This window comes from Altererythrobacter sp. Root672, from assembly GCF_001427865.1.
Classification (GTDB): Bacteria; Pseudomonadota; Alphaproteobacteria; order Sphingomonadales; family Sphingomonadaceae; genus Croceibacterium_A.
Map to the genome: position 1 here is coordinate 2,322,549 of NZ_LMHH01000001.1, position 25,934 is coordinate 2,348,482.

Consider the following 25,934-nt stretch of genomic DNA (forward strand, 5'->3'; position numbering starts at 1 on the left):
CGGAGAATTCCCCCTAGGTCTCCGGGGCGGGCAAGACTTTGACTTTGGTCAAAGGAAGGCGGGCGTTGGCCCGACAGGACCTTTCAACCGACGATGCTGAATACCTCATCATCGGCCTGAGCTTCACAAAATCCACTACCGATATTCTCGCTTGGGCCGGCCCCCGTCGGTGACGGCGCGCTGATCGTAAGCGTCGCGGATCGATTGATCAGTGTCGCACCCTCCAACTCGATGGGTCGATCATCCTTTAGCAGCGGGACTAGACTGACAGAAAAATGAAACCGATGAGTTCGTTCCGCAATCGGCACGACAAAGATTCCCACGTGTGAAATTCCGCCCTCGAAGGGAGGAATTGGCACCTTGAGCGCGACCGGAATCTTGGCAGACACCTCGCCCTCAGGCCAACCGTTTAACCCCACGATGCGGAGGTTGATCTGTTCTTGAACGGGGAAAGTCTGCAGCGCGAGAAGCGTCTTAGCTCCGTTTGGGCGGTTGATTGCGCATATGTACGTTGTTGTTTCCGCCCAGAGGCTTTCGATGGTCCCAATTCGCGCACCCGCTTGGCTCGTAGGCGCCGCGGTAGTGCTTGCCGCCATCACCAATAAATGAAAAAGCATCGACTTTCCCCCAATTATAGCGTTCGCGCTCAGAAGATCCTCAATCTGACCAATCTAGCACAAGCAATACGATTGCTGCTCCTCGTGGAAACCGCGGATTGACTTAAGCCATAGCGACGGTCAGCGCTTTCGGAGGCACGATTCATTAAAGGGCCGCGGGAACAAGTCGCGGGCGAGCTCTGAGGACTCGATACTAAATCGCAAGGCTACCCACTCAATTTCGTCGCTTTACCGGGCGAAAGTGTCACATTGGCGGGCAGGATGTTTCGAAGTCACTCCGGAACGGTCGAGGCGTGATCTGAATATTTCTCGGCCAGTGCGACAGCTCGATCAACGTAGTCCTTGGTTATGTAGGGCACAAACCCAAGCCTGTTGCCGGCCGCAAAGCTCGCCTGATAATATTTGAGCCTTGGGACATTGCCCAAAATGGCCAAGGCTGCGAGGTGGCGGATAGGCCTGTTCCCGGGCGCGTTAGTCGGAAGCTCTGCATGCTCTTGAAGCGCCTTGTCCAGATCCTGCGCGCTTGCCCATGCGATCGCTTCGTTTGAAGCTTGACGAACGTGCTCTTCGAGAATTTCTGGCGCACGAATATCAATACCACTCCGCGCAACCACAAGTGGGCACGCCCCATTACTATCCCCATGTATATAAACACACGTATAAGAAAAAATGTCAGTATAAACAGAAAGTGATGATTCAATCTTTTGATAATTACTTGTATTTTTGATGCCGTATATAAAATTGATATTTCTATCAATCAATTTTATAGTAGCATACCGATCTCCAACTTCATCAGTTAATGCCAGCCATCCGAGCTCTTTTAAAATTTTCGTGACGTCTTTATTTGTCATTTTCCTAATCCTGGAAACGCCTGTTCGTAAATTGGGATGCCATTTGGATAGCCCTGATCTTTGAGGGGAATGTCTGGAACTAGATCAAAATCTTTAGCGACCTGACCCCTTGGAATAGAGTCACCGTCTCTAATCTGAGGAAAAATCTCGCTCTGTCGGATGCTTAACTCGGCGTCGCCAGTCTTTACCTCGATAATGGCCACCTTGCCATTAGGTGCTACGTAAACGATGTCCGGTCGACACCGCCCCGCTCCGCAAGAATCGCCAAACGAAATTTCCTTGTCCGAGACTTGATAGCCAAGATCTTTGAGCTGCGTTTTCAGGTCAGCAACAATGGCCTGGTGATGCTCATTGTGGTCGCGGATCGTGAGCTTTGGTGGTAAGTTTGGCGCCTCGACATCCGGCACCGCCTTGCTCGCACCCTTGCTGAGCGCTGCTTCGGCCGCCGCTGTTGCCGCTGTTGCCGCAGCGTGGCCAGCGGCGGTTGCCTGGGTGCGGATGTCGGCATTGGCGAGGTGGACGGCCCCGTCCCGCACCTGCTCGAGATAGGTCCCCATGCTGGTCTCATCGCGAAGCGCAGCATCGAAGCCGTTGATCGCACCTTTGACGCTCGGCCTCGAGCCGCGCTCTTTCACGCACGAGCAGATCTTCGGTTTGCGCGGCAGCCGAGGAGGCCAGAGCAGCAAGACCCACGGCGAAGCCAGTGGTGATCCGACGCACGGATCGCGCGGTCGGAATCGTCGTCCGCAAGCCTTGCTGTGAACCGGCTTCCGGACGCAACTGAACCCCCCGATTCTTTAAAATACAATGACTTGAATGAGGTGTGACCGCAGGATCGGTGCATCAATACGTAACACTACGGAAGGGGAGCTCGCGGTCGGCCGCCGGCATAGGCCGGGCCCGGCCAGCGCTGAGTGGGGAAGAGCTCTTTCCAGCGCGGTCAGTCCGCCAAACCACGCAGGACCCCGCGGTTTGGCGCCAGGCCCCAGCGATCTCGAGGAGTGGCTAGCCGGGCGATGTGTCAGCCCAATGCTAACCGATCTCCATTGGAAGCCTGGACTCGCGCTCCGACTACGGCGCCTGACAGAACCACCGGCACTCTTCCCTTGGCAACTTCAACTGCAGCAGATGTGACGCTGATCACTTCGTCAGGAGCGAGCGAGAAGAACTCGCCCGTGCCGCCCGCCGCAAACAGGCCGGCCAGTTCCTGCTCGAGCATGGAGGCGCAATGCGCACGATAGGCCCCTTCGGCGAAGCGACCTCCGTCATCGAAATGGGTTACGGGAAAGGACAGCAGCCCCTTGCCCAACTGTTGCGCCATCGCCGCGGGGTTCAAGTTCGACATCGCGTTGCTTCTCTTTCCAGACAGATCCCGAGCGAGCGATAAGTTCAGCGGGCGGAAGGGTCCAAGCCAAAGGCGCGTTCAATCATTGCACGGCTTAGCTGGATGGCCTGAACCGATCGAAAGGGTGCTGTCAGTCCAATGCGAACGCGTCTACATTAGACGCGGTCGAACTTGATCGACGTGGTTGCATCCTGCGAGCCAGGAACTCAGGTACCAAGCCCGCCGATCAATCCGTATTTCAGTTCAAGGTACTCATCCATCCCGTGTCGCGAACCTTCGCGACCGAGACCCGATTCCTTGATGCCGCCGAAAGGCGCGACCTCGGTGCCAAGCAGGCCCTCGTTCACGGCCACCATCCCGTACTCCAGCTCGCGCATCACGCGGGCCACGCGACCGATATCACGGGTGTAGAAGTAAGACGCCAAGCCGTAGCGCGTATCATTGGCGAGACGCAGCGCCTCATCTTCGCTCTGGAAGGACGTTATCGAGGCAACCGGGCCGAATATTTCCTGCCGCGCGATATCCATGTCCGGCGCTACGCCGGTCAGGACCGTGGGCGTGTAAAACTGTGCGCCGGCATTGTGGTGGCTCCCCCCCCATGCGAGCGAAGCGCCTTGCGAGAGCGCGAGGTCGGTCAGCGACTCCACCTTCTTGAAGGCCGTGTCGGTAATCAGTGGGCCGATCTGCGCGCCTTCTTCGAGGCCGTTTGCGACCTTAAGGGCGCTGACGCGTGCCACGAACTTCTCCACGAAGAGATCGTGCACGTCTCGCTGCACCAGCATGCGGTTGGCGCCGATGCACGACTGCCCGGCATTGCGGAACTTGGCGATCATCGCACCATCCACCGCGGCATCGACGTCGGCATCCCCAAACACGATGAAGGGCGCGTTACCGCCAAGTTCCATGCTGACGCGCTTTACCGTGCTGCCCGCCTGTTCCAGCAGAAGCTTGCCGATTGCGGTGGAACCGGTGAAGCTGATCTTGCGGACGGTAGGGTGCGTGCAGAACAGCTTCCCGACCATGGGCGCGTCGTCGCTTGGCACGATCCTGAGGACATCGGTCGGGATGCCCGCCTTCACCGCCAGCGCTTCGAGCGCCAGCGCGGACAGCGGCGTCGCCTCGGACGGCTTGATCACTATCGCGCATCCTGCAGCAAGCGCCGGAGCGGATTTGCGAGTGATCATGGCGAGCGGAAAGTTCCACGGCGTGATGGCCGCGCACGTCCCGACCGGTTCCTTGGTCACGACAATACTCTTGCCGACGGCAAAGCTGGGGATGGTCTCCCCGTAGGCGCGTTTGGCCTCCTCCGAATACCATTCGACGAAGCTGGCGGCGTAGTCGACTTCGGTGCGCGCTTCAGCCAGGGGCTTGCCGCATTCGCGCGTGCAGATTTCGGCCAGTTCCTCGCGATGGAGGATGATGAGGTCGAACCAGGCCCGCAGTATGGCTGAACGCTCCTTGGCGGTAACCGCGGCCCAGTCATGGCGAGCGGCGTCCGCCTTGCGGATGATCTCATCGATCTCGGTTTCGGAATAGGTTCGCACGGACGCCACCACGTCCCCGTTGGCGGGGTTCAGCACTGGCATGCCCGCTTTATCGTCGAGACCTTGCGGTAAAAGGTTGGAGAGCCAGCCTGACATAGTTTCGCCTCTCGCATTGCGGAGCTGAACGAACCGCACACCCGTTGACAGTCGATGTGCCTGTTCGACCTTCGTTTGCCAAGCGTTGGATAGGGACCTATCGTGCTTCCGCAGCCGGAGCGACCGATCGACGTGCAAGCGCTTTACGCATTACCGGACCACGAAGTTGTCGCAGGCCTGATCCCCGGTATCGTCGAGAAACGCCTTCGCACGGACGAGGCAATCGAACGCATCCGCGCAACTCCCGGAATGGTGCCTGTCGCCATCGACCCCGAGAGCAAGCCAGGGGGCGGCGCGGTGCTATGGGCGGATATTGGTGACCATCCGTTTCGCGAATGGCAGTTCATGTACACGATCGAGAAGCTGGCCCAGAGTGGCCAGATCGGCGATGCCTTCTCGACGGATTTCGCGATCCTCCAGGATGATCGCATCCTCGCGGACCCCATCGAGCCGGACGGCTTCCTGTTTCACATCTCGCGATGCGGATCGACGCTGGCGGCAAAAGCCCTTGCGCGTTCTCCACGGCACGTGGTGATCAACCAAGGCGGTCCGCTGCAGCGCGGCTTCTGGGCCACGATCACACGTGACTGGACGCAGCCGGCCGAGGCGAGCCCGGAGAACCTCAAGGCGTTCCGCAACCTGGTGCTGGCGATGACCCGCCGCCGAAGGCCGGAGCAGGTTCACGCCTTCGTCAAGTTCATCAGCTGGAACACGCTCTACCTGGATTTCGCCATGCGAGCTTTTCCGGACGTACCGGCGCTGTTCCTCTATCGCGACCCGGCGGAAGTCATCGTCTCCGTCCTCCGCGAGACCAGCGCGGTGCTCTGGGCAAAGGGACGCAGGCAGGCGGGTTTCCTGATGGGGGGCGATTGGCGCGCGACGCAGGACATGGGCGATGTCGAGTATCTTGCCCACTGCTTTGCCCACTACCTCGACGTAGCGGAGCAGGCCCCGGGTCGTATCGTGCACGTCAATTACAAGGATATCGATCCCGCCAGTTTTCCCACGATCCTGGAGCGGGGTTTGAACTTCAAGCCAGACGGTGCGGAGCTGGCGCTGATGCTGGAGCAGTTCAGGTTCCACTCCAAGGACGATAGCGACAAGCAGCAGTTTCAGCTCGATAGCGCCGAGAAGCGCGCTTCCATGGCCGACGAGCAAAAGCGGCTAGTGAGCCAAATCTGTGGGGAACTTGTCGCACGGCTGGACCGCTCTGCATCCAACCTGTTTGCGCGGGAAGCGAAAGACCTGTAGCTACACAGTCACCCCATATGTTCGACTTACATGGGGTGCTGTCGGAACCGGATCGTTGCGGACTCCCGGCAGGTTAATCTGGCGCAGCGCTCAAGGAGTCCGGCTTGGACGACCTCGCAAATGATGCCGTGCTCAGTGTGGTCATCCCCAACCACAACTATGGGGAATTCATAGGTGCGGCGATCGCATCGATCAATGCGCAGACCTATGGCCCAATCGAACTGATCGTCGTTGATGACGCCAGCACGGACAATTCCGTCGAGGTAATCGAGGAAGCGTTGGCCGCTGCAGGCAACGTCCGTTCCAAGCGACTGATCGTTCTGGAGCGGAACGTCGGCAAGCTAGGCGCGCTCAACCGCGCCTTGGAGCATGTCACCGGCCGCTATTTCATCATCCTCGACAGCGATGACATTCTCCTGCCGGATTATGCAGCGCGGACCATTGCCGAGCTGGAGCGGGCGCGAGAGGACGACGAGACAATCGCGTTTATCTACACCGATTGCATGCTGATCTCGCGGACGGGCCAGGAACTCGATCGCGGCAAGTCCACCGCCTGGGACAAGGCATTGCTGGAGCGATATTCGTTCGTCCCCGAACCCGCGACTTGCCTTGCCGCTCCGGTCTTTGAAGCAGCGCCTTACGACTCTGCAATCCGCAAGGGCACCAAGCACCACAAGTGGAAGAAGATCGTCGCCGATGGCTGGAACGGTCGTCATCTGGCCGAGCCGTTGTTCTGCTACCGCATGCATCAGGGCAATCTGTCCGGCATCGGCAAGCGCGTGATCGATGAGGTCGAACGCGGCGAACGGGGCGAACGCATCCTTTCCGGCTACTGGCCGCTTCAATCGACAGGACACTGACAGTCTATGGCCCAGCCTCTCATCGAACAAGTTCACGAAGAGCAGGTACCGGCCACTTTCCCGCTGAAGCTGGAAGATGCGCGCGTCGGTGTGGTGGGCCTCGGCTATGTCGGCCTTCCAATCGCCGTCGCTCTCGGACAGCAATTCCCGACCATCGGCATCGATATCAACACGTCGCGTGTCGATAAGCTCAAGCTCGGGCACGACGCGACGAGGGAGACGAGTGCAGAGGAACTAGGGGCCGCGACCCATCTGACATTCACGGCCGATTGGGCCGAAGTCGCGGCCTGCAACATCTATGTCGTCACCGTACCGACGCCGCTCGACAACCATAACCACCCGGACCTTTGCCCGCTGGAAGGCGCCACTCGCGCTATCGGCCACGTTCTCAAGCGCGGCGACGTCGTGATCTACGAGAGCACTGTCTATCCCGGTTGCACCGAAGAGTTCTGCGTGCCGATCCTCGAGGACATTTCAGGCCTGACCTTCAACAGCGATTTCTTCTGCGGCTACAGCCCGGAGCGGATCAATCCCGGGGACAAGACGCACAAGGTCGGCGACATCATGAAGATCACCTCCGGCTCCACGCCCGAGGCTGCAGACTTTGTCGATCGGCTCTATCGTCGCATCATTACGGCGGGCACGCATCGGGCGAGTTCGATCCGCGTGGCAGAGGCGGCCAAGGTGATGGAAAACACCCAGCGCGATCTCAATATCGCACTGGCAAACGAACTGGCGATGATCTGCAACGCGCTTGGCATCGATACCATCGAGGTGCTCGAAGCTGCCGGCACGAAATGGAACTTCATGCCTGTGAGGCCTGGCCTGGTGGGCGGGCACTGCATTGGCGTCGACCCCTATTACCTCACCTACAAGGCTGAAGAGATCGCTTACCATCCCGAGGTGATCCTGGCCGGTCGGCGGATCAACGATCGGGTTGGAAAGTACGTTGCAAACCAGTTCGTGCGGTTGATGGGGCGCAAGGGCTTGCTCGGAGGAAGTCCGCGCGTCCTGGTGCTGGGCTTCGCTTTCAAGGAAGGTTGTCCGGATCACCGCAACACCAAAGTCGCCAATATCGTCAGTCATTTGCGGGAATTCGATCTTGCGGTGGACGTCTACGACCCCTGGGTCGATGCGGGCCAATGTGCCGAAGAATACGGCATTCGTCCTGTGACCGTTCTCGAAACCGGCAAGTACGATGGCATTATCCTGGCTGTGGCGCATGAGGAATTCCTGGCCATGGGAGAAAACGGAATCCGTGCGCTCGGTAAGCCCGGTGCAGCCCTTTACGACGTGAAGTCAGTGCTGCCGAAGGGCGCAAGCGATCAACGCCTCTAGACCAGTGCATCGGATCGAGCGGAAACCCCAGGAAGTCTTTGGCGACTGGATTGCCGGTGTCGCCGACGACTGGCCGCAGGACGCGCGCGAATGGGCGCATCGAGAGTTCATCGACACGATCGCCGTCATGGTGCCCGGCGCGGTCGATCCCCTGGCGGACAAGATCTTTGCGACGGTTGAGGCCTGGGGGCACGGCCCATGCACCGTTTTCGGCAAGCAGCAGAAGTTGGCCGCGCCTTGGGCCGCGCTGGTCAACGGCGCGATCGCCCACGTGCTGGACTTCGACGACAACTTCGATCCTCCCAAGGCGCATCCCAGCGCCGTGCTGGTGCCGGCGATCATGGCGGTGGCGGAAGAGGAGAAGCTTTCCGGACCTGCGGTGATCGATGCCTATATCGTTGGACTGCAGATACTCGGCCGGATCGGTCAAGGGCTCAACCCCACGCATCGCAATCGCGGCTGGCATGCGACCGCCACCGTGGGGGTAATGGGGGCGACCGCTGCGTGCGCGCGGCTTCTTAAGCTGGATGCGGAAACCTGCGCCCGAGCTCTCTCCATCGCCACCAGCATGTCCGGGGGCTTCATGTCGCAGTTCGGCACGGAGATGAAACCGATCCACGCGGGCCTGGCGGCGAAGGGCGGCATCATGGCTGCGAGGTTTGCGCAGGCAGGCGTCACGGCGGGGGCATTGACGCTCGATGGTGCCACCGGGATGAATCGGCTGATGGTCGGCCCGGACTATGAACAGCTGCGCGATGCCATGACCCACGTCGAGCATGGGCAGACCTTGCGTTACTCGCTCGAAAACGTGGGCGAACCGTTGCTGATTACCGAACACAAGTTCCGCGTGAAACGCTTCCCCACCTGCGGAGCGATCCATCGCGCGATGGACGGGCTTCTCGATCTCAAGGAGCAGTACGACTTCACCGCCGCCGATGTTGTCTCGGTCGATCTCCTGATGCCGCAAGTACACTTCAACAATGTGTTCTACACGGACCCGCAGAATCCCCTGGAGGCCAAGTTTTCCGCTGAATATGCCGTGGGCTGCATTCTCGCTCGCGGAGACTGCACCCTGGCGGACTTCACGCCGGAGAAGGTGATGTCCGAGGATGTCCGGGCCCTGTTCCCGATCATCCACCGGCATCCGGTCGACAAGGCCGAAAGCGAATTCCCGACCGAGGTCCACGTCGAGTTGAAGGACGGTCGCAAGGTGAAGGCGGTTATCGCCTGGCCTCGAGGAAGCAAGGCGGCACCTTTCACCGATGCCGAGTACTGGAGCAAATTCGACAAGTGCTGCGCTGGGGTGCTGGACGATGACGCCCGTGCCCACTTGCGCGATGCATTGGAACGGTTGCCCGATCTGTCCCACGCAGGCGAGATCATGGCCAGAGCCACTTTCCCGTCTTCTCAAGCGACCAGGCAGCAAGGACAACGAAGAGTCTATGACAACGCCAACTGACTCGTCGCCGGACCGAACCGGTCCGAGGGCTTCGGTACTCGTCATGGCGGCCAGCCGTCGTGGCGAGGACGATCCCGTGGCAAAGCTGCAGCAGAAGTCGCACAAGTGCCTGGTCGAGATTGACGGACAGGTGATGCTGGAACGCGTGCTTGAAGCGCTGCTCGACAGTGGCTGCTTCGATCGGGCTCACGTCTCCGTCGATCGTCCTGACATACTCACCGCAACTCCGAAAATGTCGGCTTGGGTCGACGAGGGCCGCGTGGTCTACATACAGTCACACGGCAATCTCGCAGACAGCGTGCTGAAGGCGGTCGAACAGATCGACAAGGCACTGCCCTTGGTCATCACGACTGGCGACAACGCACTTCATACGCCCGAGATCGTGCGCGACTTCGTACGCGATTTTCATGCGAGCGATGCCGATGCCCTGGTCGGTCTCACCAAGGAAGACGTGGTGCTACGCGAATATGCAAATTCGGGGCTGGCCTTCCATCGCCTCAAGGACGGCGGCTTTTCCTCGTGCAATCTCTACGGCCTGAAGAATGAAAACGCGTTGAATTCAGTCAAGGTCTTCGAGAGTGGCGGCCAGTTCGGCAAGCGGCACATCCGCATCCTTAAGGCCTTCGGCCTTTGGCCTTTCATTGTTTACAAGCTTAAGCTTGCCGACGTTTCGGGTCTCCTGAACGTCATCGGACGCAGGCTTGGCGCCAACATTGAAATTTCCTGGCTGGATTATCCCTGGGGTCCGATCGACGTAGACCATAAGCACAGTTTCGATTTGGCAGAGGCCACGCTGATCGAACGCGCCCTTGCCACTCAACCGCAGGCGGTCGAGCAACGTCCTTCATAATCCCATCAATCGATGAGAAAGCCGTCGCGGCGGATGCAAACCCGATCACGATCATGACGTGACTTTCCTCAGGCCGAGAAATTGCAGGCGACTGACTGGCGGTGCTGTCAGCCTAACGCCAACTCGGCTCCACTGGCGCTGATCTCGGGGCAGATGTCGATGCCGTGTTCGGAGAGCAGTTCCTCGACGTTCCTTAGCGACCACGAGAACTGCACATACATCATCCCCACGAGGCGGATCACCTCGGGTGAGGAGTTGAAATAGCGGAACGGGTTGGCTGGTTTCCTAGATCGGGGCATGCGCTGTCGTGCCTCAAGTCGGCCAAGGCGCCATCCGGTGCGTTTGCTCTGACACCGCCCCCTTTGGAAATATTCGAACCGCATGTTATAGTCATTGCGGGGTCGGCGGTAAGGATCGCGTCTCGAAAGAACGCGCGGCAATTTGAGGCGAAGCGTTGCGATTGGCGTCAGTCCTAGATTGAGCTTCTTCGCGCTGATTCAAATCATCCGATGCATCGGTTATTGCTATAAGCCAAACCTGTCCGGCCCTACCGTTTCCGTTCGCAGCAACAAGGGGTGACGGGGATGAGCACTGGCGGTTTCGCAGCCACCGTTTCGATCCATCAGCGTCTGTTCCAGCTCCTGTTGCGCGCCACCTACAATGCCGGACTAGCGACGCCGCAGCTGGTGATGAGCAATCCCGGGGCGAGCGCGCGCATCTTCTTCGCGCTGCCCCAGGTCAGGATCGGTGGCTTTCCCGATGCCGGCGGCATGTTCTTCGATCTCGAAGGATGGGGCCCGTTTACCCTCGGCCCGCTCGCGCGCAAGGTTAAGATGCGGATGACGATGAGGGCCCTGGCCATGGTCGAGGTCGTTGCCGGCGAGCTATCGGTCAACGTGGATATCGCCACGCTCGAATTCACGAATCTCTCGATCGACCCCTACAGCGGAGGCCTGTTCTCCCAGCCGGAACTTGATCTCCTTGCGTCCGATCCGTTTCGCGCGGCCCTGCTCCAGGCCATGCGTGGACTTTTCGTCACCATCAACGCGGTCTTGAAGCCTTTCTCACTCGAATTCATCGGGAGCCTTGCGGCAGAACCGAGCCTCACGGCGCGTGCCGCCTATGCGCCGGAGACCCTGCTTGTCGGTCTCGACGTGGACAATGACGAGATTTCGACCAGCGGCACCGGCCCTCTCACTGACGAGACCCGCGGCCACGAGATCGGCATCTGGGTCTCCCCGCGCGCGCTGCCGTCGGCCTTCGGCCTGATACGCACCAAGATCGAGGATGGTGTCGCCGAACAGGGCGCAGTGCTCGAGGCTCTCTCGATCGTCCCGTATGATGGCTACATCGAAATCATCGGCCGAGCCTCCAAATCGGGCGGCAGCGTGAACTTCTCGGTCAAGGCGCGGCCGCGCCTCAAGCGTCCGGACACCGTCGACGAATGGCACGAGCAATACGGCGAGCATTTTGTAGTTCGCTATCCCGGCGCTGAAGAGATCTGGTTCGAGATGGACGACATCCAGGTCGACATCACACGCCCCTGGTGGGCGGTCGGTGCAGAGATCCTCGCATCGATGCTGAGTTTCGGCCTCGGCGCCGCCGTGATGGAAGCCTATGTCAGCATGATCCGCGGCAATATCGAATCCGGGATCGAGGATGGAGAAACGCCGGACAGTCAGCTCGAACGGTACATGAGCCGGCGCAATCGCGAATTCACCCTGATCGGCGTGACCCGCCCGAAAATGCAGCTGCGGGTCGAGGAACTCGAGAGTCACGCCGAGGGCCTCTATACGGGTATTCGGATCCGTCCGGACATGTGGTGGGGTGCGGAGCTGGGCGGAACATACTCGATCTCCGCTGAAGAGGCCGCCGCCGCCGCCCCGCGCTTCGTGCTGAAACTGCCGGTCGATGTCCTGATGAGCGATCCCGAGCTCCGTGTCGCCTGGACGGTGAGGCGCCGCGACACCAACGAGATTATTCTCCAGCGCGATGTTCTGGCAGCCGGCAGTCTCTCAATCGGAGTCGACGGCTCGATGGTCGATTTTCTCGCTATCGACGCGCTCCTTGTCGATGTGCGACTCTATCGCACCCTGGGTGCCGAGATCGACAATATCTATTCCGGCACTGTGACGATGCCGGTCACTGACTACGTAGACCGCTCGCATCCCTTCGTCCGCTGGAGCCATCAGACCGTTGTGCCCATCGTTCGGGTCGAACCGGGCGGCAGCCAGACTTCCATCACCGAAGTCGCTGTGGGCCGCAACTCCGCGATCCACCGCACCGCCATTCCGGGCCGTTGCAGGATGCTGCGCAACTATTCGCTGGACCGCGTCCTGCCTCGTAACGGGCCGCCCTTCGAGCTCGAATATCTCGACTCCCTGCCGTTTCCCATCGAGGACATCGCCCAGCACCGCAGTGGTCTTTGCGACTATTGCTTTTTTGGCGGCCCGACAAAGACTGATCCGCTGATCTGATCCTCAGCCGAGCAACCGACTGGCTTCGCCTCCTGCACATAGCCGACCTGGTCATGCAGACGAGAAAAGGAGACCTCGCGTACGCGGGGCAATGAACCGGATGATCTCGGGCGATGTCCGGAATGGGCCAGACTAGGTGGCGGCGCTGTCAGTTTGAGCGCAACTGGTCTCCCCTTGCTGCACGTGGCACCCGAAGACAGCAACTAACTCGCAAGCATCTGCCACTCGGCCGCGGCAACCAAGGGTCGAGTTTTGTAAGTCTTACGATCGAAGAAGTAGCGTTCCTGGTCGATTGTCCAACAGCACCTCTCTCGCGGCGCTTTCGCATCTTCTGACTCTCGAAATGACCCGATGAGTGATAAGTAAAGCTCACACATAGAATGCGGCCCTCCTCCGGAAAGGAGCGACTATGGCAAAGCAGCTCGACTTGAACGCTTCAACTAGGGCGGCTCTCGAGAGAGGCGCTGGCGTCAGGAGGGCTATCGCCGTCCGCATAGTGGCAGAACGAAATGCACGCGGCGGCTTTCGTAGCATCAACGATCTGCGAACAATCGAAGGCATCACCGATGAGGACCTTGCGGCGCTAAAAGCGAACGTTTTCGTGCGCGGTGATAGCCGGCAACGCAGTGCGAAGGCCGGGAGGTCAGGATCCGAAAAGGAGGCGAGACCTCCGACCGTCTTCAGCGCCGCCATCGATGCCTCGTTTCAGGCTGACGCCAACGTCCGCGGAGCACTCACCGAGAATCTGAAGCCGCTGCGCGCCGATGCCGAAGCCATCGATGTAAGGCTGCAAGCCGCGTTCAAGAATTTCACTGCAGACACACTCATCGGCGAGCGCGGTCAGCGCCACTATGTCGCACCCGGGTCAAATCCGTCGGGTGAACTCGATCAAATCATAACCCAGCGGGTGAAAGAGCTTCGATCCGGGGGCGAACGCCGCGGCCTCGCGCTGCACGACACGCCCGAGCTGCGCAGACTAGTCAAGAAGGGCGACAACGGCAAATCGGTCGTCGATCTGGGCAAACTCATCGAATACATCGACCGCAAGAGCCGGACCTCCACCTTGGTGACCGAGCCGGAACATGCGCCGCTCGCAGCTGAGATCGAAGCTGAAAGGCTCCTCGTGGACGCTGAGCGTCCCGGCGAGAATGGGAATGGCCAAGGTGTGGTGCGACGCAAGACATCGGCGCTCGAGGCACGAGATGTTAGTCCGATGGTCGAGGAAGCAGTCGCCGTGCAGATGGAATCGGTGACGGCGCCGGAAACCCAACTTACCTACGGCAAGATTCCCAATAGTGCCGACGACGACAAGGTGCAGAAGGAAATTCGGGAGAATTTCGAACTGCGGATCGGGGCATCGGATGTTACCGCCTACCACGACTTTCACACCCTGCAGATCGCCTTCCGGCACGTCTGGACACGGATTTTCGATGGCCAACTGACCACTCTGGGGCAGGACCTCTATCGCGAGTACGTAAGGCTTAAGGACTTCAGCGGTTCCACAGCGGCTGACATTCCGGTGGGCAGTCTCGAAGATTTGCGGCGGCTGATGGATGAAATCAAGAAGCTCAGTCAATTCGTCGACGAAGAGACGCCTGACAACTTGCGACCGGGGGGAAGCGAGGCCAAGAGCGGCGGACTGCCGACACCGACACCTGAGGATGCGGCCCGGGGTGCGGTGGCGGTGGCGACCGGCGGTGCCAGCCTGTTCATCGAGTGGGCCTTCAATGAGCTCATCAAGGCCGGCAACCGCCCCGTACGCGTGACGTGGGCTGAGTTCCCGCTCAAGCTCAACGAAGGCCGCGGCAACATCATCGAGCTACGGCCACCCGAGCAGAACGTGATGCCGCCTGGAGCCGTGGAAATGGTGCTCGAAACTGATTCAAACTCTTACAAGAAGAAGATCACGTTCCAGCAGTGGGATCGCGATAGCCAGCGGCCAATCTACAGCGCAGACCTGCAGAACTTCGGCGGTGGCCACGGTCCTATCGACCGCGTGGTGCTGAACGCCTCGCAGATGCAGAACGGCACGCTCAAGTTCATTTCGGAAGATGAGGTGGTCAACGAGCTGCTGCTCGGTCGATACGTGCTCGGCGAGCTCGGCGAGCGGCTCATGGATCGGACGCGGCTGACGTTCCGTTGGAAAGGGCAGAGGTAACCGTGGCAGCCATCAACACCTTTCAGGCAACCGCCTCACCCGGCGTGGGTAACGCGGCAATCCAGTCCCTGCGGGCCACCGAGGCGAGAGAGGTCAAGGCAGCCGATCCGCTCGGCGCGTCCAGTCGTCTGGCGCAGCTCCTCGTCAAGATGGAGAAACTGCTGGCCGAGCGCTACGCCTTCGACGTGTTCGCCAGGGATTCCATCAACTTCGGAATCATGGTGACATACCGTCAGGCCTGGAAGCCCGAGCATTATCAGGTCGGCGACCTCGTCAGCACCATCCCGCTCGCATCCAAGGAGATCCGGCGTTACACCACCCGCTCGGTGATCAAGAAGTCGCGAGCGGAAAAGGAGATCGAAGACAATCTCCAGACCCGCAAGACCGAGTCCACCGATACCACCCGAGCAGACCAGCAGATCGTAAAGAAGGCGCAGGAGAAGACTCACTTCAACCTGTCCGCCAGCGAAACCTTTGGCGGTGACGGCATGTCGATCACCGCCACTCAGAGCGGCGGGGGTGATAGCACCAGGGATTCGCAGCAGACCAAGAACGAGATGCGCGAGAGTGTGCTGAAGAGCGCGCAGGAATTCCGCGAACAGCACCGCATGGAGATCGACACCAGCGCGAGCTCAGAGGACGAGGCCACGACCTTTCACGAGATCCAAAACCCAAACGATGAACTCGCGGTCACCTATCTCTTTTATGAGCTCCAGCGCACGTACCTGATCAGCGAGCGCATTCACAAGCTCACTCCAGTCATCCTGGTGGCCAATGAAGTCCCGGCGCCACACGAGATCGACGACGCCTGGCTGATCCAGCACGACTGGATCCTGCGCCGCTGCATCCTCGATGACTCCTTCCGGCCAGCGCTCGAATATCTCACCGGGAGCTTCGTCGGGGCCGAGGTGAACATCCGGATTCTCGAATCCAACGCCATCGCGCAGAAACACCTGGTCGATAAGATCAACCAGCAGATCCAGACGCAAATGGGTCTGCTCGCCAGCAACGAGCGCAGCGTCCAGGAAGCGGTTGAGGGACTGACCGACACCCAACAAGCGCAGGGCATCTTCAACACCGTCAAACGCATCTTCGACCCCATCGGCATCACTGGCGGCGCGGACAGCGGCGCCACCGACGCTGCCCAGGCAATGGTCGACTATTCGCGGCAGGCTCTCGACCGTGTCGAGCGCGAACGGGCGCGATTGATGGCGCAACTGGAAGTCGCCACGACCGCGCTGGAGTCCGCAGTCAACAAGCTCTCCATCGCCGTGAAGGAGCACTACGACCGCGTCGCAGAGATCGATCGGCTGCGCGTGCACGTCAAAGAGAACGTGCTTTATTACATGCAGGCCATCTGGCGGCAGGAGCCGCCCGACCAGCGGTTCTTCCGCTTGTACGACATCGACGTACCCATCGTCTCGCCAGTCACCAACGGCGTTAACGTCAATGTTTCTGCAGGTGATAACGGGCGGACCATGCCGCCAGGCCTCAGCGCCGTGCTGGGCAAGGACGATGCGCTGATAAGCAAGCTGCCCATGCCCGAGGTCACCGTCACTCGGAAGAAGCTCGTGGACGTTGCAGACCTTGATAACGTGCTCGCCTACAAGGGCAATTACATGGTCTTCGCTCTCAAGGAGAACAACTACATCACGCTGCATATGATGCAGGACTATCTGGACGTAGGCGCTGATCTCTTGCTTCGCGATCCCGACGAAGTGGGCAATTACAGCATCGACCAGTTGCAGAAGTACGCCGAAACCGTGCTGGAGAAGATCACCGATCCCGCGGAAAAGGCGGAGCGCCGTGAAGAGCTCAAGCAGATGATAAAGGACCGGCTCCTGTCGCCTCGCCAGGAAAGCGAGCGGATCATCGTGCCGACGAATTCGCTGTACATCGAATGCCTGGTCGGGGCTCATCCGTTGCTCGAAGACTTCAAGCTCATACACCGCGCACTCGACGTGAAGAAGGTCCAGGCCGAAGTTCGGCGGGCTGAACTGGAGAATATCCGGCTCGCCGCGCGGGCACTGGAAGGCGAACGCGAAGATCCTGACATAGAGAAGAAGATAGTCGTCGAGGGTCCGGTCGCAGGTATCATTCCAGGCGATTGACGTGGCCGAGCCCGCAAACGCGGCAACAACTCCTGCGGGCAAGCAGGATGAAAAGCCGGCACCACGCCGCGTTGATGCCGATCGCGTTCCGGGACTCGATCTCACTGCGGACCCGCGCTGGGCACTAGCGTTCCTCGCGAAGCTTTATGCTAAGGCCAAGGAGCGCAAAGTCCTGAACACGCTGTCCGGGTGGATAGAACCCGACAGCCGATCTCTGCGCACCGTGTTCAATCCTGCACGAAACTCCAGCGCCCTCCATCGCACCACGCGCGACATGATCGTTGGCGAAGTCGTCTCGGACCTGATCGCCTCTGGCCAATTGCCATCCACCACATCGAAGAATGAGAAGGATCTGCGCGCCCTGTTCGAGCGTGAGACGGTGATTGGCGTTTCATTGCTCGAACGTACGGCGGTCAACTGGATGAGCGCGAAACTCACCGCGCATCGTCAAAAGGTGCTGCGAATTCTCATCGACGCCACCCAGATGCCCGCGATGCTGAGCCAGGCCGCAGCCATCGTGGTGAAAACGGTCGATGCGACCAAGGCATCGGTCCGCGACGATGACCTCTATCGCGTTCTGTATCCCAAGAATCGGCGCGCCTGGCGCGACGGTTCGACCATGGATCGCGTCAATCACGTTCGATATATCTCCGCTGTTCGCCAGTGCATCCAGGAGGCGCGCGAGCAGACCATCGTTTTGCAGGAATCTCCCGCCGACCCCGGCACCGAGATCCGCGGCCTGGCGCGTGCTCCTCCCAAACCCGTCTTTGCTCAGCCCCGAACATCGACACAAAGCGCGCCCCGCAAGAGCATCGTCGATGCCCTGCAGTTGCTGGAACTCATGATCTGGCACCCGAAGGCCGTCATGTTGGTACGGGCCTGGAACAAGGGTCCGGCAGCCGGTACCCAATTCCTGGCGGAAGTGATCAATGAATCGCTAACCGCGATCGACAGCCTCGCCAGCAAGATCAATGAAGACCCATCGACGGTATGGCGCTTTCCAGGAGCGCTGCGCAGCTGCATCGAGGCGCTCAATATATTGGAGCGCGATACCCTCACGCAATATGCACTGGTGTGGGCATCTGCAGTGAAGCCCGCGCTCGACACCGCGCTCGATGTGATCGGCAATGTCGTGTCGTTGTTGGAGATGTACGGCGGACCGATCGCGCTGGTTGCGGCCGTGGCCGATGCCATCCTGCAGGCCGCTGGCGCTGCGGTTTCAGTTCTGCGTCAGCTCGATCAGGATCACGCCGAGTCCGCTTCCCTGTTCGAGAAGGAAACCGACCGGCTGTCGACGGGCGGAAAATACATCGGCGCCATAGGCCAAGGGGCGACCGCCCTGCTCGCCGCCACGGCGATTCCCGGTGCGTTGCGCAAGCTTGCCGACACAGCAGGCAAGGGACGAGCAGCCGCAGCGAACGTGCCGGCGGCAACAAGAGGTATCGAGCCCGGCACAAGCCTTGCGGGCCGCAACCAGCGGGCGACGCCCGTAACTCGGGTCGAGCGACCTCCAAGTGGAACGATCCCGCCGCAGAACTCTATCCAGAAACCTGGCGGTGCCAGTGACCCGACCATTTGGGCAGCAGGGCGGCGACCTGGATCGGCCGGCAAGAAAGGTCCGAACCGGCTCCGCGACGAAGAAAGTACCGGTGGAATAGAGTTCTCCGAAGAAGCCCGTGCCATCGATGAGGCCCAAGGGATGAGGAGGGTCGATAGGCCGCCTGTGAGCCGCGAACCGCCAAGTGGTTCGGCAGCCGGTGATGCCGGTGAAGGCCGGGATTGGATAGCTTCCGGCCTGATCAACCAGCCCCGGAAATATCCGGAGCTAATCAGAGACAATACGGCTGAAAAAATGAGCCGTGAGCTGATGGCAGACTTACAGGCCAACTATCTTAGTCGAAAGAATCTCAGGCGAAACAAAAAGACTGTTACGCCAACTGACGATGCTCTGCGCAAATACGTCGATCGGTTCGCACAAGCGACCCCGACGCCGATCGAGGAAATCCGCGATGTTCCATTCCTGGTCTGGATGCCAGACAACACTGTCCTGAAACGAAAGTTCGATCGTGTTGTCCGCGAGAGGAATGGACGCATCCTGTTGCGCGAAACCAAAGCATACACCAAGGGCGCGCTCGACTACACGTCCAAAGATTTGAGGCGCCAGCTCGATATCGACCTGGAAATTCTGGACCAGTACAAATACGCGCGGGTGGAATACCGCCTGGACGGTAATGTGCTTGACACCAGCATGCGCGAACTGGAGGCCTTGGAGCGGCGATATCTGGGTAGATTCATCATCGACACCACGCCGAATTTCAAAGAGGTTACCGCTGCGCAGATGCGGCGGGCATCGTCCCCGTGAAGGAGTACTGGTGATGCGATCCACCGGGGCTCGCGATCATGAAGAGCTGAAACGCCTCAACGCAAGAATCAACGACGCCGAGAACCGGGGTGACCGCGTTTTCCTGGCCGCCGTCCTCGCGCCGAAATTCGCCTTCCAGCGGGCCGACCCGGAAAGGACCGTCGACGATGCCGGCACCTTCTTGCAGAAGGTTGCACCGGGCGGCGAACGTACAATCCGCGTGCTCAAGCCAATTCAGCTCTTCAACGACCGCGCCCTGGTCCAGTGCATCGTCACGCAAGGCGGCCGGGATTATCACAATCTGCGGTTGTTCGTACGGCGCGACGAAGAATGGAAATTACTGGCCTGGGCCAACGAGCCTCATTGAGCGACGAGTTGTGCGTTGCTGGGCGAACAAGTTCGGCCCTGCGATTGCTGCCAATATTCGGAGGCGGCGTGGCGGTGCCGGGGGCACGGCGAGCGCCGCCGTGTCAGTGATGCGGCTGGAAAGATCGTCCTTTGTCCTCACAGACGAGTCAATCGTGACGACGTAGCGTTCCTTCGGGATGGCCATTGCCCGTTTTGACGCGCCCGATGAATGTCCGCGATGGGTCGTTTGCAGATGGTCCGCTTTGGAGCGAGTGCCGATCTGCGTTCTTGCCGGTCAGAATGACCGACATGGGTGGAAAGCGGTCATTCAACTGATCGGAGCTAACCGAGAGCAAGTCGACTTTAGGTGGAGTTATCTGGCGAAGCGCGCGAAGCCAAAAAAAGGGGCAGGTGCAGCGCACCTACCCCGAACTTTTGGTCAAGATGGGCTGCCGTTAGGCCGCCTGCAAATTCACCGCGCTCGACTTGCCACGCTGGTCGTTTTCGAGGTCGTAGGAAAGGCGCTGGTCCTTATCGAGCGAGCTCATCCCCGCGGCCTGAACTGCAGAAATGTGCACGAAGGCATCGGCGCCGCCTGCTTCATTCGTGATGAAGCCATAACCCTTGGTCTCGTCAAAAAACTTCACTGTACCGGTAGCCATATCTAATTCCTTCTGGATAGGAGACCGAGAGTCGGCTCCCTAAATGCTATGAGAAGCGAGAGAAGGAAGTAGGAGCCGCAAAGCACCAAAGACCGTCAATTTGCGACTGTAGCGGCCCTGATATGGGGTTTCGTTCCTGGGATGCTAGCGGCGCCCGATTTTCCGGCCTGATTGCGGCCAGTGGTCAGGCGCCTGCGAGCGGTTGCTATTAACGTCCCAGGCCGCCCAGCGCCGCCCAACCTATCGGCAAAGGTGGAGAGCAGTCTTGCCCTTTTCGATGAGCACCCGGCCACCGCCGCGACACTCGACCAATCCCTTCCGGTGCAGATCCCGCCCAGTACTCAGGTCGCTGTCAGTTCTCTCCACCCGAACCTGCAACAGGCATAAAGGTGGGACCTTAAAAAGCGGACGATCCGCAATCTGGTTTGGAGCCGCGCCGCAAGAACGCCCGCAATGGGTGGAAAGCGGACAGTCGATATCGGAGCGAGGACCGGTAGTCCTGGCGGGCTGCTCGACAGTTCCATCCGCTTCGGCCAAAGTATCGTTAAGGGCAGTGCTGCCGGCCACGAACTGCCTCGGGGAATGGACGATGGCAACTAGGCTTGCCGCAACGATACTGGCCTTGGCTTTGGCGGCTCCCGCCGTGGCCCAGGACGAGCATCCCGTTCACCCTGCGCCAGAACATCTGGGCGCGGTCCATTTCGTCACCAGCTGTGCACCGACGGTGGGAGCATCCTTTGATCGCGCAGTCGCGCTGCTCCATTCGTTCGCCTACGCCGCCGCCGACACTGCCTTTGCCGAAGTTGCTGCGCGAGACCCTGCTTGCGCCATGGCTCATTGGGGCCGCGCCATGACCCATTACCACCAACTCTGGGAGGTACCTGCCGGTGCCGAACTCGCCGTGGGCAAGGCTGAGATCGGAAACGCGGCAGCGATGCCCGGAGGAACGCCACGCGAGCGAGCCCTCGTTGCCGCGCTCGGTGCCTATTATGCGGACGCGGAGCAAGCGTCGCCGGCCGTGCGCGCAATGCGCTACTCGGACGCGATGGCCACGGTTGCCAGAGACAACCCTGCCGATGACGAGGTTGGAGCGTTCTATGCACTGTCGCTTGTGGCTACGGCGTCACCGGCCGATCGAACGCATGAGCGGCAAAAGCACGCCGCTGAGATCCTGGAGCCCATCTGGAAACGGCAGCCCGGGCATCCAGGTGTCCCGCATTACCTGATCCACGCTTATGACAGCGCTGAACTGGCGCAGCTTGGCCTGCCTGCAGCCCGCGCCTACGCGAAGATTGCGCCTTCGGCGCCCCACGCCCTGCACATGCCTTCCCATATCTTTACGCGGTTGGGCCTGTGGGACGATTCGATCTTGTCGAACCTCGCCGCGCGCGCTGCCGCACACGCCCAAGGCGACGTTGGCGAGGAACTGCACGCCATGGACTATCTGGTCTACGCCTATCTCCAGCAAGGGCGCACGGGCGAAGCGGCGCAGATTGTCGAGAGCCTCCGGAGCATGGGTGACCTCGCCGCCGAAGCCTTCAAAGTGGGGTATGCTAGCAACGCGATGCCGGCGCGTCTGGCGGTCGAGAGCCGAAACTGGCCGGCAGCGGCGCAATTGGAGCCTTTGCTGGGATCCGCTCCGCAGGTCGCTGCGATCGTCTGGTGGGCTCGCGCCCTTGGCCGCCTTCGCGGTCCCACACCAGCGTCGGCGGACGGCGACATCCTCCAATTGCAAGCCTGTCGCGACGCTTTGCGCGCATCGGGTGATGCATACTGGGAATCCCAAGTCGACGCACTGCTCAAGTCTGCTGAGGCGTGGCGCGCTTCCGGAGCGGGCGATGCCGATCTTGCGGCCATGGCTCTGACTGCGGCAGCGGATGAGGAAGACGCATTGGAGAAGCTGCCTTTGACGCCAGGACCGATAGTGCCAGCACGAGAGCAGTTGGGCGAACTATTGCTTCAGCTCAACAGGCCGCAGGAGGCGCTGTCCGCCTTCAATGCTACACTAACCTTGGCACCGGGTCGGCGCGGCGCTTTGCAAGGCGCCGCCGAGGCGGAACGCCTTCTCGCTGCTCATTAGTGACGACGGTTGCTTCGTCCATGAGGTAGGGTTCGGCAAAGATCGAAGCGAAAACCGATTGGGCGCACACACGGGTGCCGTTGGATTTGGGCGATGGGCGCAAACTCGTCACTCGGTCAAAATAGACGAAATGTGCGAAATGGGTCGTTAGCGGTTGGTCGGGCCTCGGCGCGGCTTAGCTCGGTGCGACGGCAGCGGCTTTAGCCGTCCTCACGGCGAAACGTCGCGGGCTGTTGCCAGGCGCGTCGCTCGGACCTTTGTCACCTCGCTGGCTAACTGAGCGAGCCCCTCCAATGTCTGGGCGGAGATAAGGTGCTTTTGGCGGACGTTTTCGAGGACCACATTTACTGCCTCCAAACGCGCCGCCGCCGCCAAGCGCAGAAAATCTGCGGGCGTCTCGTTCATCTGCTTTGCCCCCGGCGTCGCGCGCGCTTCGCTTCTACTATCGCACGGGCGAGGTTCGTGTTGGTGTAACCGCCAACTGCGTAGCGCGGGACCAAAGTCAGTTTTATCTTCGGCGCTTCGATGATCTCCATCTCGGCGAGTTGGACTTCGTCTTTTGAGTTCATGAGGGGTCATCCCTGACTGATGTGCCTGAGGAAATTGTTGGGGCAGACGTGGCGGGGGCGCCGTAGCGCTGCAGTATTCTCACTGCCTCCCGACACTTGTCTTCGCTTGGATAGCCTCCGGCCTCGACAAGGATTTGCCCTGCCTTATCCAATAGTTGCCAGCGCCAATCTCCTCCGGAGAATTGGGTCGCAGTTAGTCGGACCTGGTCCGCGCGGTACACGTCGAATTGGCATGCCGCACCGCCAGCCACGCCTGGCTCATCGGGTTCAATTTGCTCCTGGGAGCGGTCCTGGACGCCAAATCTGGCCTTGAGCAAGGGGCGTTCAATCACTGTTGTGAGCCCGCGCCCGGCGAAAGCATCGACGCGCGTGTGGCCTGGATGCATTTGCCTCATGCCACGTATCCTTGCTGGTGCCGCACGTGACTGGCGAGAGAGCGCTCATCGATCGCAGCTAGCGCATCCCAAGAGGGAGCGCTGGCGGCGCCCATCGACCGTTGCATGCAGCCGATCCGCCCCGCGATGTGAGAAGCGCTGACCTCGTGCTCGTGGCGAAGTTGGGCTGAAACAGCCCGCTCTGCCTTCATCAAGAGTATCTGGTGATCGAAATAGAGCTGGTTGAGATCCACAGTGTCCTCCTCTTGGCAAGCGGGAGCACATCGAATCTCTCAGTCACGGGGGCCTATGAGGTATTATCTCGTGATGTACACTGTATATCTTATATTTTTTAAATTACAAGGAAGAGGGGCATATTAATCGACTTCAACCTTATCTATACTAATTTAAGTAAAACACAATCATATGTTGTATTCGAAATTCCGCTAACCATATGCAAATCATCGATGGCAATTATTTCTAGCGCCTTCGGCTGAGAGACCTTGAGCTCCCGCTATCGAGGAGCGCCTATCATGTCCCAACCTTCCAATCCGAATGTCGCATCCCAGAATTGGGAGAACGAAGGCGGCAGCGTTCACCCGAAACCTTACGCTGAATCCTTAGGGGTCGTGCGTGTTCTTACTGAAACCTTCAAGGTCGGTGGCTACACCTATACGAACCTGGCAGATGCGGTAGCGCAAGCGCGACGCCTGCAATCGCCGAGTATTAGTCTTTGAGCCTGCGCGAGGGCCAGGGGCCGGCCTACTTTGGGGTCCTGATGCCCCTGGCGGGCATTCTGCTACTGGTGTGGTGGATGATAAACTAGGGCGTTGCTCGGGAGCCGTTCCTGCGTTGCGGCTCATGGCCCCACATCGGAAGCGGAAGGACTTGGCAGACGGCCTTTGCTGGCGGGCAACCCTATCGCGGTCGCTCCAGCCGTAAGGATCGGCCCGGATGACGGGCTCGCCTACTTTATTACATAATCAATTTAATTATATTAGAGCATTAATGTCAGATAAATGGCGGACAAGTTTTGTAATCATTTTAGTTTTATTTAAATCAATAGGAACAAAATTGACAGGAGTTAGTTTGCGTTATGAGGAGTGAGCTTCCGCCCGCTTCAGGAGTTTCCATCATGCGTAGGTTAATACTCATGGCGAGCATCGCCACGGCGGCCCTTGTGCCGTCGATCGCTAGCGCCGAGACGCGATCCCACACCGCTTGTGAACAGCAGAGCTCGACTCGTGCCATCGCCACGGTTGCCGGGGCAGGCGCTGGAGGCGTTCTCGGTAACGTCGTTGCCGGTAAGGGTGACAAGACTCTTGGCACTGTCGTTGGCGCGGTTGGGGGAGCCATAATCGGCAACCAGATCGCCAAGTCCGGCCGCAATTGCGACGATGCCTTTGGCTACTATGACAATGACAACCGCTGGCACGCCACGGGCGCCAGTTCTTCGGCGGCCACGGGCTATTACGACCGTGACGGTGGCTGGGTAGAAGGCCCACCCAACGGTCGTTATGGCGACGACAATCGCTGGATCTCGAATTCGGGTTCCAACCGGAATGCAGGCTCTTACAATTCGCAAGGCGACTGGGTCCCGGCGTCGGCCAACGGCTATTTCGATCGCAACAACCAGTGGGTGGGCGGTTCGAACAACGGCTATTATGACGATCGAGGCCGCTGGGTAGACGGCCGCACTCCCGCACAGTCAAACCGCCGCGACGATGCCTACGGCTATTACGACAGCCAGGGCATGTGGCATGCCAACTCTGTCAGCCCGGGCCGCGCGAGCGGCTACTATGACCGCGATAACAATTGGGTCCAGGGCACACCCAACGGGTATTATGACGAACGCCGCAATTGGGTCCCTCAGAGGGAAGACGGTTCGGCGAGCGGCAGCTACGATAGCCAGAATCGCTGGATCCCTTCATCGTCCAACGGCTACTATGACAGCAATGGCCAATGGGTCGCCGGTACGGCGAGCGGCTATTACAACCAGCGCGGGCGCTGGGTCGCGGGCGCAACGGTTGGCCACTATGACGCCAATGGGCGCTGGATGGCGGGCCAGGCGAGCGGGCGCCGCGATGAAAACGGCGCGTGGATCGCCGACCCTCAGCCGGGCTATTACGACACCAACGGACGATGGCACGTAGGAACGACGTCAGGCTTCTATGACAGTCGCGGACGCTGGACTTCAACTGCACGCGCAGCGCCCCGTGCCGGTTACTCGACTGACCGTCCCGAGGTCATGTCGCAGCTCTCTCAACTCGATCAGTATGTCGTTGACGCCAGGGCCCAGCGCACGCTGAGCAGTCGAGAGGCCTACAGTCTTCAGCGCGAGCTGAGATCCATCCGGAGCAGTGAGCAAAATATGCCGCATGACCGAATGGGTAATCTTTCCGCTCGCAACGAAGCTCAAGTGCAGGCCAGGATCGATCGACTGAACAGTCGCCTGCAGGTGAACCTTCAGTAGTCGGGTGATTTGCAGGGAGAGGGGGACAGGGAGAGGAGGGCAATCTGCCCCCTCTCCCTTCCTTTGTCAGGCCTTGGCCGGCGCAAGTTCAATCACACGGCACGCAGAG

At 59.9% G+C, this 25,934-nt stretch carries 24 protein-coding genes; 13 read left to right on the top strand and 11 right to left on the bottom strand.

Going from position 1 to position 25,934, the window contains the following annotated elements:
- Positions 1–83 precede the first annotated feature (83 nt).
- The 5 genes from ASD76_RS11105 to ASD76_RS11130 all read right to left on the bottom strand — a co-directional run bounded on the left by ASD76_RS11105 (position 84) and on the right by ASD76_RS11130 (position 4,399).
- Positions 84–617 (bottom strand): hypothetical protein, encoded by a 534-nt coding sequence (locus ASD76_RS11105; protein ID WP_055922584.1) that lies wholly within the window; start codon positions 615–617, stop codon positions 84–86.
- 272 nt (positions 618–889) lie between these two features.
- Positions 890–1,468 (bottom strand): DUF6990 domain-containing protein, encoded by a 579-nt coding sequence (locus ASD76_RS11110; protein ID WP_055922587.1) that lies wholly within the window; start codon positions 1,466–1,468, stop codon positions 890–892.
- Entirely contained in the window at positions 1,465–2,103 is a 639-nt protein-coding gene (locus tag ASD76_RS11115) for a hypothetical protein (protein WP_162249661.1), read from the bottom strand. The genes ASD76_RS11110 and ASD76_RS11115 overlap by 4 nt, the downstream gene beginning before the upstream one ends.
- Positions 2,104–2,489: 386 nt before the next feature.
- The gene (locus ASD76_RS11125) at positions 2,490–2,813 is read right to left on the bottom strand and encodes a dihydrodipicolinate synthase family protein (protein WP_055922595.1); all 324 of its coding nucleotides are present in this window, start codon (positions 2,811–2,813) and stop codon (positions 2,490–2,492) included.
- 206 nt (positions 2,814–3,019) lie between these two features.
- Positions 3,020–4,399, bottom strand: coding sequence for an NAD-dependent succinate-semialdehyde dehydrogenase (locus tag ASD76_RS11130; RefSeq protein ID WP_235506624.1), 1,380 nt, complete (start codon positions 4,397–4,399; stop codon positions 3,020–3,022).
- Positions 4,400–4,555: 156 nt separating this feature from the next.
- On the opposite strand from ASD76_RS11130, the gene ASD76_RS11135 reads away from it, so the two are divergent.
- The 5 genes from ASD76_RS11135 to ASD76_RS11155 all read left to right on the top strand — a co-directional run bounded on the left by ASD76_RS11135 (position 4,556) and on the right by ASD76_RS11155 (position 10,211).
- Entirely contained in the window at positions 4,556–5,704 is a 1,149-nt protein-coding gene (locus ASD76_RS11135; protein WP_055922601.1) for a hypothetical protein, read from the top strand.
- Between the two features lie 104 nt (positions 5,705–5,808).
- Complete coding sequence (locus ASD76_RS11140) at positions 5,809–6,564, top strand: glycosyltransferase family 2 protein (RefSeq protein ID WP_055922604.1); 756 nt, start codon at positions 5,809–5,811, stop codon at positions 6,562–6,564.
- A 6-nt stretch (positions 6,565–6,570) separates the two neighbouring features.
- Complete coding sequence (locus ASD76_RS11145; protein WP_055922607.1) at positions 6,571–7,902, top strand: nucleotide sugar dehydrogenase; 1,332 nt, start codon at positions 6,571–6,573, stop codon at positions 7,900–7,902.
- Positions 7,903–7,906: 4 nt separating this feature from the next.
- Positions 7,907–9,361 carry an MmgE/PrpD family protein gene (locus ASD76_RS11150; RefSeq protein WP_055922610.1) on the top strand — a complete coding sequence of 485 codons (1,455 nt, stop codon included), beginning with the start codon at positions 7,907–7,909 and terminating at the stop codon, positions 9,359–9,361.
- Positions 9,362–9,404: 43 nt separating this feature from the next.
- A complete protein-coding gene (locus ASD76_RS11155) occupies positions 9,405–10,211 on the top strand; it encodes a nucleotidyltransferase family protein (protein WP_055922613.1) in 807 nt (268 codons plus the stop codon).
- Positions 10,212–10,318: 107 nt separating this feature from the next.
- Here ASD76_RS11155 and ASD76_RS17975 read toward each other — a convergent pair whose 3' ends face one another.
- A complete protein-coding gene (locus ASD76_RS17975; protein ID WP_200943068.1) occupies positions 10,319–10,510 on the bottom strand; it encodes a hypothetical protein in 192 nt (63 codons plus the stop codon).
- A gap of 285 nt (positions 10,511–10,795) precedes the next feature.
- Between ASD76_RS17975 and ASD76_RS11160 the strand changes: the two genes are divergently transcribed.
- The 5 genes from ASD76_RS11160 (at position 10,796) to ASD76_RS11180 (ending at position 19,686) form a co-directional block, all read left to right on the top strand.
- A complete protein-coding gene (locus tag ASD76_RS11160) occupies positions 10,796–12,688 on the top strand; it encodes a hypothetical protein (RefSeq protein WP_055922616.1) in 1,893 nt (630 codons plus the stop codon).
- A 409-nt stretch (positions 12,689–13,097) separates the two neighbouring features.
- Positions 13,098–14,846 (top strand): ComEA family DNA-binding protein, encoded by a 1,749-nt coding sequence (locus ASD76_RS11165; protein ID WP_082553739.1) that lies wholly within the window; start codon positions 13,098–13,100, stop codon positions 14,844–14,846.
- A 2-nt stretch (positions 14,847–14,848) separates the two neighbouring features.
- Positions 14,849–16,957, top strand: a complete 2,109-nt coding sequence (locus ASD76_RS11170; protein ID WP_055922626.1) for a hypothetical protein — start codon at positions 14,849–14,851, stop codon at positions 16,955–16,957.
- 1 nt (position 16,958) lies between these two features.
- Positions 16,959–19,319, top strand: a complete 2,361-nt coding sequence (locus tag ASD76_RS11175; RefSeq protein WP_055922629.1) for a hypothetical protein — start codon at positions 16,959–16,961, stop codon at positions 19,317–19,319.
- A 13-nt stretch (positions 19,320–19,332) separates the two neighbouring features.
- Positions 19,333–19,686 (top strand): DUF4440 domain-containing protein, encoded by a 354-nt coding sequence (locus tag ASD76_RS11180; protein ID WP_055922632.1) that lies wholly within the window; start codon positions 19,333–19,335, stop codon positions 19,684–19,686.
- Positions 19,687–20,122: 436 nt separating this feature from the next.
- Here ASD76_RS11180 and ASD76_RS11185 read toward each other — a convergent pair whose 3' ends face one another.
- On the bottom strand, positions 20,123–20,329 hold the full coding sequence (locus tag ASD76_RS11185) for a cold-shock protein (protein WP_055922635.1): 207 nt from the start codon (positions 20,327–20,329) through the stop codon (positions 20,123–20,125).
- 589 nt (positions 20,330–20,918) lie between these two features.
- Between ASD76_RS11185 and ASD76_RS11190 the strand changes: the two genes are divergently transcribed.
- The gene (locus tag ASD76_RS11190) at positions 20,919–22,409 is read left to right on the top strand and encodes a hypothetical protein (RefSeq protein ID WP_055923170.1); all 1,491 of its coding nucleotides are present in this window, start codon (positions 20,919–20,921) and stop codon (positions 22,407–22,409) included.
- A gap of 210 nt (positions 22,410–22,619) precedes the next feature.
- Here ASD76_RS11190 and ASD76_RS11195 read toward each other — a convergent pair whose 3' ends face one another.
- The 4 genes from ASD76_RS11195 to ASD76_RS11200 are packed head-to-tail and all read right to left on the bottom strand — an operon-like array spanning position 22,620 to position 23,606.
- Positions 22,620–22,814 carry a hypothetical protein gene (locus tag ASD76_RS11195; RefSeq protein WP_055922638.1) on the bottom strand — a complete coding sequence of 65 codons (195 nt, stop codon included), beginning with the start codon at positions 22,812–22,814 and terminating at the stop codon, positions 22,620–22,622.
- Positions 22,811–22,978, bottom strand: a complete 168-nt coding sequence (locus ASD76_RS18280) for a hypothetical protein (RefSeq protein WP_156457651.1) — start codon at positions 22,976–22,978, stop codon at positions 22,811–22,813. The genes ASD76_RS11195 and ASD76_RS18280 overlap by 4 nt, the downstream gene beginning before the upstream one ends.
- On the bottom strand, positions 22,975–23,373 hold the full coding sequence (locus tag ASD76_RS18845; protein WP_082553740.1) for a YegP family protein: 399 nt from the start codon (positions 23,371–23,373) through the stop codon (positions 22,975–22,977). Before ASD76_RS18845 ends, ASD76_RS18280 begins: the two co-directional genes overlap by 4 nt.
- Positions 23,370–23,606 (bottom strand): hypothetical protein, encoded by a 237-nt coding sequence (locus ASD76_RS11200; protein WP_055922641.1) that lies wholly within the window; start codon positions 23,604–23,606, stop codon positions 23,370–23,372. Before ASD76_RS11200 ends, ASD76_RS18845 begins: the two co-directional genes overlap by 4 nt.
- A gap of 279 nt (positions 23,607–23,885) precedes the next feature.
- Here ASD76_RS11200 and ASD76_RS18285 point away from each other — a divergent pair, with 279 nt between their 5' ends.
- Positions 23,886–24,089, top strand: a complete 204-nt coding sequence (locus ASD76_RS18285; RefSeq protein ID WP_156457652.1) for a hypothetical protein — start codon at positions 23,886–23,888, stop codon at positions 24,087–24,089.
- Positions 24,090–24,487: 398 nt separating this feature from the next.
- The gene (locus ASD76_RS11205) at positions 24,488–25,825 is read left to right on the top strand and encodes a glycine zipper 2TM domain-containing protein (protein WP_156457653.1); all 1,338 of its coding nucleotides are present in this window, start codon (positions 24,488–24,490) and stop codon (positions 25,823–25,825) included.
- Positions 25,826–25,934: the final 109 nt, after the last annotated feature.

What these genes read in the sequence shown, in the direction of transcription:
- ASD76_RS11155 (WP_055922613.1), top strand. Translation starts at nt 9,405, where the DNA reads ATGGCGGCCAGCCGTCGTGGCGAGGACGATCCCGTGGCAAAGCTGCAG.
- ASD76_RS11165 (WP_082553739.1), top strand. Translation starts at nt 13,098, where the DNA reads ATGGCAAAGCAGCTCGACTTGAACGCTTCAACTAGGGCGGCTCTCGAG.
- ASD76_RS11185 (WP_055922635.1), bottom strand. Translation starts at nt 20,329, where the DNA reads ATGGCTACCGGTACAGTGAAGTTTTTTGACGAGACCAAGGGTTATGGC.
- ASD76_RS11130 (WP_235506624.1), bottom strand. Translation starts at nt 4,399, where the DNA reads ATGCCAGTGCTGAACCCCGCCAACGGGGACGTGGTGGCGTCCGTGCGA.
- ASD76_RS11195 (WP_055922638.1), bottom strand. Translation starts at nt 22,814, where the DNA reads ATGAACGAGACGCCCGCAGATTTTCTGCGCTTGGCGGCGGCGGCGCGT.
- ASD76_RS11125 (WP_055922595.1), bottom strand. Translation starts at nt 2,813, where the DNA reads ATGTCGAACTTGAACCCCGCGGCGATGGCGCAACAGTTGGGCAAGGGG.
- ASD76_RS11110 (WP_055922587.1), bottom strand. Translation starts at nt 1,468, where the DNA reads ATGACAAATAAAGACGTCACGAAAATTTTAAAAGAGCTCGGATGGCTG.
- ASD76_RS18280 (WP_156457651.1), bottom strand. Translation starts at nt 22,978, where the DNA reads ATGAACTCAAAAGACGAAGTCCAACTCGCCGAGATGGAGATCATCGAA.
- ASD76_RS11205 (WP_156457653.1), top strand. Translation starts at nt 24,488, where the DNA reads ATGCGTAGGTTAATACTCATGGCGAGCATCGCCACGGCGGCCCTTGTG.
- ASD76_RS17975 (WP_200943068.1), bottom strand. Translation starts at nt 10,510, where the DNA reads ATGCCCCGATCTAGGAAACCAGCCAACCCGTTCCGCTATTTCAACTCC.
- ASD76_RS11145 (WP_055922607.1), top strand. Translation starts at nt 6,571, where the DNA reads ATGGCCCAGCCTCTCATCGAACAAGTTCACGAAGAGCAGGTACCGGCC.
- ASD76_RS11180 (WP_055922632.1), top strand. Translation starts at nt 19,333, where the DNA reads ATGCGATCCACCGGGGCTCGCGATCATGAAGAGCTGAAACGCCTCAAC.
- ASD76_RS11190 (WP_055923170.1), top strand. Translation starts at nt 20,919, where the DNA reads ATGGCAACTAGGCTTGCCGCAACGATACTGGCCTTGGCTTTGGCGGCT.
- ASD76_RS11105 (WP_055922584.1), bottom strand. Translation starts at nt 617, where the DNA reads ATGCTTTTTCATTTATTGGTGATGGCGGCAAGCACTACCGCGGCGCCT.
- ASD76_RS18285 (WP_156457652.1), top strand. Translation starts at nt 23,886, where the DNA reads ATGTCCCAACCTTCCAATCCGAATGTCGCATCCCAGAATTGGGAGAAC.
- ASD76_RS11160 (WP_055922616.1), top strand. Translation starts at nt 10,796, where the DNA reads ATGAGCACTGGCGGTTTCGCAGCCACCGTTTCGATCCATCAGCGTCTG.
- ASD76_RS18845 (WP_082553740.1), bottom strand. Translation starts at nt 23,373, where the DNA reads ATGAGGCAAATGCATCCAGGCCACACGCGCGTCGATGCTTTCGCCGGG.